This window comes from Sphingomonas bacterium (assembly GCF_903644135.1).
Lineage (GTDB): Bacteria > Pseudomonadota > Alphaproteobacteria > Sphingomonadales > Sphingomonadaceae > Sphingomonas.
The window spans coordinates 1-6,431 of record NZ_CAHJXA010000156.1; the positions used below are offsets into that span (position 1 = coordinate 1).

The window sequence follows — 6,431 nt, forward strand, 5'->3', positions numbered from 1 at the left end:
GATCGTCGCCTTCGTGCTCCTGCTGCTCGTGTGGGACCGGCGCGGGAAATCGCAATATGGCGAGGCCCGGTTCGCCAGCGAGCACGAGATCGAGGCGGCCGGACTGCGTGGCGGTAACGGCATCCTGCTCGGCAAGCTGCGGGGCCGGTTACTGACGACGGGGCCGGAAGCGCATGTCATGCTCGAAGCGCCGACCGGATCAGGCAAGGGCGTCGGCATCGTAATTCCCAACCTGCTCAATTGGCCCGGTTCCATCGTCAATCTCGACATGAAGCGGGAGAACTTCGCAAAGACGGCGGGCTTTCGCGCCCGGCACGGTCAGCGGGTGCATCTCTTTGATCCACTCGATCCCGACCGCGCGGCATCGCGCTACAACCCCTTGGCCTATATCGACCGGGGCGACGACGTGCTGGTCATCGACGAACTGCAGAAGGTTGCGGGTATGCTGTTCCCGCTCCCCGAACGCGGCGAAGCCTTTTGGGCGGAAGCGGCGCGGACCGCCTTCATCGGCGTCGGCGCCTACGTCGCCGCCACGCCGACCTTGCCGTTCACGATCGGGCAGCTCTACCGCGACATCACCGAGGGCGATCCGAAGACGCGCCTGCCGGCGCTGATCGAGGCGCGCGGGGCGGCAGGCACGCCGCTTTCCTCACCGTGCGTCACCGCGTTGACCGATTTCACCTCGGCGTCCGACAATACGTTCTCCGGGATCAAGCAGACCGTCACGACGAAGCTCGGCCTCTGGCTCAACCCGCACGTCGACTCCGCGACGTCGGCGAGCGACTTCGATCTCCGACGCCTGCGCACCGAGGCGATGACGATCTATCTCGGGGCGTCGCCCAACAATATCGATCGGGTGGCGCCGCTCTATAACCTGATCTTCCAGCAGCTCGTCGACCTGAACACCGACCCCACGATCGGCGAGTTCGACCCTTCCAGCCAGCACCGCGTGCTCGTGCTGCTCGACGAGTTCGCCCGGCTCGGCAAGGCGCCGGTCATCGTGTCGGCGATCTCCTATGTCCGCAGCTTCGGCCTCAATTTCCTGATCGTTGTCCAGACCCGCGCGCAGCTCCGCCGTCTCAACGGCGACGATGGTGCGGAGGAGCTTATCACCAACTGCGACGCCCAGGTCGTTTACACGCCGGGCAACCTCAAGGATGCCAAGGAGATTTCCGACCGCCTCGGCACGCATGGCTTGGCGGCACGCTCGAAAAGCCGCGCCCTCGGCTGGTTCGCGCGGACCAATAACAGTGTCTCGGAGTCGCAGCAGTCGCGCGCGCTGATGCTGCCCCAGGAGGTCGAGGTGATGCCGCTCACCGACGTCCTGATCTTCAAGCGCGGTATCCCGGCGATCCGCGCAACGAAGATCCTCTACTACAAGATGGCGGAGTTCGCCGGGCGGCTGCTTCCTCCGCCCAAGATCGCCGTCGCGGGCGCCGAGGCGCTTCCGCCGGTCGCGTGGAACGACAAAGTGCCGGTCGCTGCGGGTGCGCCCATCGTGCCGTCGATCGCATCGCACCTGAGCGATGCCCAGCTCGACGGCCTCGAGGAACTGCCGCTCGACGCGCTGCAATTCGATTCGGACACCGATCCGTTCGCCGCGATCGAGCGCGGCGACGATCCCGAAGAGGCGACGCGGCGTTGGATGATGGCAACCATCAACGGCCCCGATACCGGGCGCGTGATGGCCTGATGGAACCAGCCTGATGCCATCCAAGCGCGAATATCTGGCCGTTCCATACGATCAGCGCGACGCCGCACGCGCTGCCGGCGCCCGCTGGGACGCCACGGCGAAGTCTTGGTATATCGGCGAGCGCGCGGATCGCGAGGCGTTGGCGCGATGGTTGCCGAACGCCAGCGAACCGGAGTTCAAGCCGCGCGAGGAGTTCATGGAGGCGATGCACGAGCACGGCTTGCTCGTGATCGGCGCGCATCCGATCGGGGACGGCGAAACGCATCGCGTGCCGGTGGATGGCGACAAGGGCGATGCGCGGGGGCGTTACGCGCGGCCCTCCGGCCAATATGCGCTCCATCTCGATGGGCATCCGGCCGGCTTTCTGAAGAACTTCCGCAAGGCAACCTACGCCGCCTGGAAGAGCAGCGGCTTTCGCCTGCCGCCTGCGGAGATGGCGGCGCTGCGCGGCGAGGTCACGCAGCGGGAACAGGACCGTGCCGCCGATCGCGCGCGCGCGATCGAAGCTGCGGCGCTGCGCGTGCAACAGCGGGCCACCACGCTGCGTCCGCCAACGGCCGCAACCGGCTATATGAAGCGCAAAGGCATCGCGCCGACCATCGGCGCTCTGACCGACCAGGGCGGCATCACTACCTACCTTCCGGCGATCGACGTCGATGGCAAGCAATGGACGATGCAGACGATCCGGAGCGACGGCTTCAAGCTGTTCGAGGAGGACGGCCGCAAGGAAGGCACCTTCCATATCGTCGGTGGCGATCTGGAGGCGCTGGAGCGTGCGCGGCTGCTCGTCATGGCCGAAGGCTACGCCACGGCCGCCATCGTCGCTGTGGCGGCCCTACAGCCCGTCGTGGCGGCATTCGACGCCGGCAACCTCCTGCCCGTTGCGGTAGCGCTACGCGGCCGCTTTCCCGACAAGCCGATGCTGATCGCCGGCGACGACGATCGCGGCGTCGAGTTGAAGGAAGGCTATAACCCGGGACGCGACAAGGCCACCGCTGCCGCGGTGGCCGTGGAAGGGCTCGCGGTCTTTCCCGAGTTCGCCGCCGGGGAAGTCGAGGCCGATCCAAAGCGGTTTACCGATTTCAACGACCTGGCGACCGCCAGCGTGCGCGGCCGCGATGCCGTCTCGGACCAGATCACGGCCGCAATCGATCTGCTCGCACGAAAACACGCGGCAGCGGCCGATGGCGACATGAGAGAGGAAATCGAGATGGCCGACATCAAGCGTGACGACGACGTGACGCCCGCGAACGATCAACAGGGCGATCGCGATCGGACGATGGACGCCGCGGTCAGCCAAGCGCCCAACCGGATCGCGCTGTTCAACGGCGAGATAACGGCTCCGGCCGGCAGTGAAGCTTCCCCGTCAAAGACTCAACCCGCCAAAGAACCGCCCTCGCTCGATGCCGGCGATGTCCCGCCCGCGATAGCGGCGCGATACCTTGTCGAGACCTCACGCTGGACGGGCCGGCGCGGCTATTTCGAGGGTAGCACTTCTCCCGAGGCAGCGTTCCATGATCGCGGTGCGGCACTCGTGTCGCAGAGCGAGAGCCCTGCCGTCATTGCCGACATGGTGGCGATCGCGCAGCATCGCCGCTGGGACACGCTGGAGGTGGCAGGTTCGGACGCGTTCCGGCGCGAGGCATGGCTGCGCGCGCGAGAGGCTGGACTAACCGTCAACGGTTATCGCCCGACCGAGCGGGACGTCCAGGAAGCGACGCGACGGACGGGCCGCGTCGACACACCTGCGAATGACCGCTCCGAAGCTGCACCGCCGGGTCGACCGGTGCCGGTCGAAACCGAACCGGCAAGTCGCCAGTATTTGTCAGTGCCGTTCGCCGATAAGAACGCAGCCAGGCAGGCAGGCGCCAAATGGGACCGGGAGGCCAAATCCTGGTATGTCGATGGTGGTGACAAGTCTGCGGTGCAACGCTGGGTGCCGAGCGAAAAGCAAGCTCGGAACGAAAAAGTGATCGCGGCCGATCCGAACGCGCGCGCGCAACTTCGCGCGATCGAAGCCGTGGTGGGGGTCACCCTCGCCGACAACCCGGACGCGCAACGCAGATTGCTGGAAGCCGGGCGCGAAACGCTTGCCGAGCGCGTCACGCAGGACAAGGCGGTCAGCTCGCCCCAACTCCACGTGAGGGACACCGCGCGCGCGGCAGGTCCAGGCGCGGCGTCGGCCAAACCTGATGAACCGACGCTGCCGCTCCGGCGGCCGCCGGAGCGAACGCGAGGACGATGATGCGCCTGATCCTGATCCTGGCACTTGCCGCTTCCGGCGCAGCGGCGCTGGCTCCTTCGAAGGCGGCTGCGGGATCGGGTCGCCCCTACGACGGCCAACCATTCTCCTGCCCGGTCATCCGGGTACATGATGGCGATACTTTCACCTGCGCGAGCGGCGTGCGCATTCGGCTTCAGGCAATCGACGCGCCCGAGATCGGTCAGTGTCGCGGTCATGGCGGTCGGTGCGTGTCTGGCGATGGCTATGCGTCGCGGGACGCACTCCGCCGTCTGGCGCTTGGCCGAACGGCGCTCTGCCGACCGTCCGGCCGCTCCTACGATCGGATCGTAGCATTGTGCTCGGTAGGCGCGGTGGACCTGTCATGCGCGCAGATGCGGTCGGGCCAGGCCGTCGAGCGTTATGATCATCTGAGGTGCCGCTGAGCGGTGCCGATCGGCCTTCAAAGTTTGTCTGAACAAACTTCCGTGGTAAGGATCGCGGCATGAACGAGATGACCCGCCTGGCGCCCGCCGACACATCCGATCTTTGGCCGGTGATCGAAAAAGGTCTTGCGCGCGATGGCGAGTTCGCCGTGCGCGACCATCTCGCTGCGGGGTTTCCGGTCTATTACAGCGAGTCCGACACGCCTGCCGGCCTCCTCGTCAAAGAGCACCCCGACGGTCGGCGTGAACTGGTCCGCCACAACCGGAAAGCGGACGAAGTTATTCGTTCGCTTTGACGGGACGCTCGCAGCTATGGGTGTTCGCCGGGCCGAACGGCGCCGGCAAATCCACCCTTGCGGATCGCTTCGTGCGCGAGCGCATCCCGCTCGTAAATCCCGACAATATCGCACGCGACCTGCCGCGCACCGCTGACGGCGGCCTTGCCGAGCTTGCGGCCGGCAAGCTGGCGTTGAAGGAGCGCGCGGAGCGGATGCGCCTCGGCGAGACCTTCGCGTTCGAGACCACCTTGTCGGGGGGAACCGAGCTGAAGGCGATGCGAGACGCCAGGACGGCGGGCTACAAGGTCAACCTCGTCTATGTCGGCGTATCCGATCCCGCGATCTCGATGGCGCGCGTGTCGGAACGGGTGCGCCGGGGCGGGCATGATGTCGACGATCGCGCCGTCGTCCGCCGTTACGCCGCCAGCCTGGCCCAGCTCCCGAACGCGATGGCGCTCGCCGATCGGCCCTTCGTGTTCGACAATGGCGGACGCCGCCATCGTCTCCTCTTGGTGCGCGACGGCGAGCGCGTACGCCTCGCCAACCCGCTTCCCGAATGGGCCAATGCCGCGATCCCGGCCGAGCTGCGCCGCGATCCGCTGGAAGAACAGCGCGCCGATCGAAAGATGAACTTGATCGACAAGGTAGCGAACGCCACCCTTGTCGACCTGCCGGACGCGCGACGACGGATCGTCGATGAAGGCCGGGCCGCCCTTGACGAGCGGCTGGACCGGGGCAGGCCGATCAACCCCTCCGACTCCGCTGATCGGGGCGGTGCGGCCCCATTACGGACGCCGAAATCCGGCAAGGATCACGATCGATAGCGCCAGCGTGCGCTCCGGCTATCGTTCGCGGTCTTTTTCCGGGGTGCCGGGCCGGGTTGGTGTGGCACTGTCTTTGCCACCCCGGCCGCTGCGGCTGTCGTCCGGAGACTGCGGTCGCCTTCCCTCGTTGACAATCGCCTGGGCCTGCTCACGATCCCGAACGAGCGGTTGGGGCATCGACGCCACGAACGCCCGCGTCTGCCGGGCCAAGGCGAGATCCTCGGGTGCATCGCTCTGCTCCAGAAGCTCGGCGGCCTTCGCATAACCTTTTCGGACTTCGGCTTGCCGAACGATCGTCTGCACCTCCCAAGGTCGCGGCGCGGGCGGATTCTCCCGCGCCATCGCGGCGGCTGTCGTGCGCCCGGCCTGTATGACTTTCGGGAGGGGGCTGGTGGCGTCCGCCCGTTCGCGCGTCTTTCTGACGCTCGTCCGCTCGGCCTTCTGCACGATCCCGCGCGCCCTGCGGGGCGTCGCCTCGGCGTCGATCCCCCGCGCGCGCAGCTCGCGCGCGAACGCTTCCCGCCAGTTGGCGAGGTCGGCCTTGCGAGGGTTGAAGCGCACGCCCCCCTCTCCCCGCGCGGCGATGGTCAGATGGACGTGCGGATGTTCTTCATCGACATGGAGCGCCATCGCGTGCGGAAATTGCTCTAGCTCGACGCGGGCGAAGGCCCGGACGGATCGGTAAACGCCGTCCGGGTCGGTGCCGGGCGGCATCGAAAACACCATCGACACCGACGTCAGCGGCTCGCGGCGACGCGAGACCGCCTCCTCGTCCTCGGTCCATTCACGGGCAAGCTCGCGCAGCTCCGCGACATTCTCGATCGTCCGGCCGTCGCTCGTCTCGACATCGAGCTTGCCGTGCCGACCGATATATTCGAGGTGCGCCGCTGTATGCGAGCCGCCCCGTTGGCGGCCGGACACCTTCACCATCACCTCCGGCGCAAACCGGGTGATGCGATCGAGCCGCTG

Annotated in this window: 6 protein-coding genes; 5 read left to right on the top strand and 1 reads right to left on the bottom strand. The window is 67.0% G+C overall.

Features of this window, described 5'->3' with window-relative positions; genetic code table 11:
- Positions 1 to 28 precede the first annotated feature (28 nt).
- The 5 genes from HUU96_RS09320 to HUU96_RS09340 are packed head-to-tail and all read left to right on the top strand — an operon-like array spanning position 29 to position 5,462.
- Positions 29 to 1,693 (top strand): type IV secretory system conjugative DNA transfer family protein, encoded by a 1,665-nt coding sequence (locus tag HUU96_RS09320; RefSeq protein WP_302480232.1) that lies wholly within the window; start codon positions 29 to 31, stop codon positions 1,691 to 1,693.
- A 13-nt stretch (positions 1,694 to 1,706) separates the two neighbouring features.
- Positions 1,707 to 3,938 (top strand): DUF5710 domain-containing protein, encoded by a 2,232-nt coding sequence (locus HUU96_RS09325; protein ID WP_174292549.1) that lies wholly within the window; start codon positions 1,707 to 1,709, stop codon positions 3,936 to 3,938.
- Complete coding sequence (locus HUU96_RS09330; RefSeq protein WP_174292550.1) at positions 3,938 to 4,360, top strand: thermonuclease family protein; 423 nt, start codon at positions 3,938 to 3,940, stop codon at positions 4,358 to 4,360. The genes HUU96_RS09325 and HUU96_RS09330 overlap by 1 nt, the downstream gene beginning before the upstream one ends.
- 59 nt (positions 4,361 to 4,419) lie before the next feature.
- Positions 4,420 to 4,656, top strand: coding sequence for a hypothetical protein (locus HUU96_RS09335; protein ID WP_174292551.1), 237 nt, complete (start codon positions 4,420 to 4,422; stop codon positions 4,654 to 4,656).
- Positions 4,653 to 5,462, top strand: coding sequence for an AAA family ATPase (locus HUU96_RS09340; RefSeq protein WP_174292552.1), 810 nt, complete (start codon positions 4,653 to 4,655; stop codon positions 5,460 to 5,462). The genes HUU96_RS09335 and HUU96_RS09340 overlap by 4 nt, the downstream gene beginning before the upstream one ends.
- Before the next feature lie 18 nt (positions 5,463 to 5,480).
- Here HUU96_RS09340 and HUU96_RS09345 read toward each other — a convergent pair.
- On the bottom strand, positions 5,481 to 6,431 hold a 951-nt coding region (locus HUU96_RS09345), incomplete at its 5' end, for a relaxase/mobilization nuclease domain-containing protein (RefSeq protein ID WP_174292553.1).